Consider the following 1,004-nt stretch of genomic DNA (forward strand, 5'->3'; position numbering starts at 1 on the left):
CAGTGAAGTAATTCCAGCATTCTTCGGGTGAGTAGAGGTCGCAGATATCGGCGATTGCATTGAACATGTCGGTGAAGGTGCGTGCGCCGATCCGGCGCAGGTGCGCTTTGAGCTTTGAGAACGCCATTTCGATGGGATTGAGGTCGGGGCTGTAAGGCGGCAAGAAAAGGAACCAGCATCCTGCCCTGCGCATCGCCTTTTCCGCTTCGACGTTTTTGTGCGTGGCGAGATTGTCCAGAATGACCACGGTTCCGGCTGAGAGTTCCGGCACCAGAACCTTTTCAACATAAGCGGCGAAGGCCGCGCCATCCATGGCACCTTTGATCACCCAGGGGGCGATCATCGCGTCGGCACTCAGTCCGGCTATAAAGGTCTGGGTGCCCCATGAGCCGAAGGGGGCGTCCATGATCAGGCGGTTTCCGCAAGGGGCCCATCCCCTCTGCCTCGTCAGGTTTGTCTTCACTGATGTTTCATCAATAAAGACAACGCGTTCCGGATGCTTCGATACGGCTGGAATGCGATGCTTGAACCAATCCTCGCGTTGCCGCCTTACCTTGGCACGGTGACGTTCGGTGGCGACCAGTGACTTTTTTTATACGTGTAGCCCAACTTGCGAAGGAACTTGCCGATGGCGTTGGGATGCGCCCGGACGCGCGTTACGTCAAACAGGGCTGCGCTCAGCTCGGGCATCGTGATGTCACCATCTTGCTCGATGACTTCGGCGAAGAACCCCAGATGCGGGTCCAGCTTGCCCTTGCCTTTCGGTCGGCCCTGCGGAGCGGCCTCCGCCCGGCCCGTCCGCCGGATCGCAAGCGCCCATCGCGCTCCCGTGGCAGGCGAGAGCTTCAAGCGCAATGCCGCCGCGCGACCGCTTAACCCTTCCTCAATGTATCGCTGAAACCGCGCCCGAAGCGCGTCTGGCAAAGGTGCTGACATGATCCATCCTCCCAAACAGGATGAATCACAAAATCATGCGTGTGGGAATCCCCGCGATTCACGTTTTT

The 1,004-nt window shown here is 58.7% G+C and carries 1 protein-coding gene; it reads right to left on the reverse strand.

The window, feature by feature from the left end; translation table 11 throughout:
- A protein-coding gene (locus BHD06_RS22730; RefSeq protein ID WP_217805733.1) for an IS630 family transposase occupies positions 1-936 on the reverse strand; the annotation gives its coding sequence in 2 pieces (ribosomal slippage) (positions 1-592 and positions 595-936; 934 coding nt annotated over the 2 pieces). This gene is flagged as partial in the annotation.
- Positions 937-1,004: the final 68 nt, after the last annotated feature.

The sequence above is a fragment of the Roseovarius sp. A-2 genome, from assembly GCF_002072155.1.
In the GTDB taxonomy this organism is placed as follows: Bacteria; Pseudomonadota; Alphaproteobacteria; order Rhodobacterales; family Rhodobacteraceae; genus Roseovarius.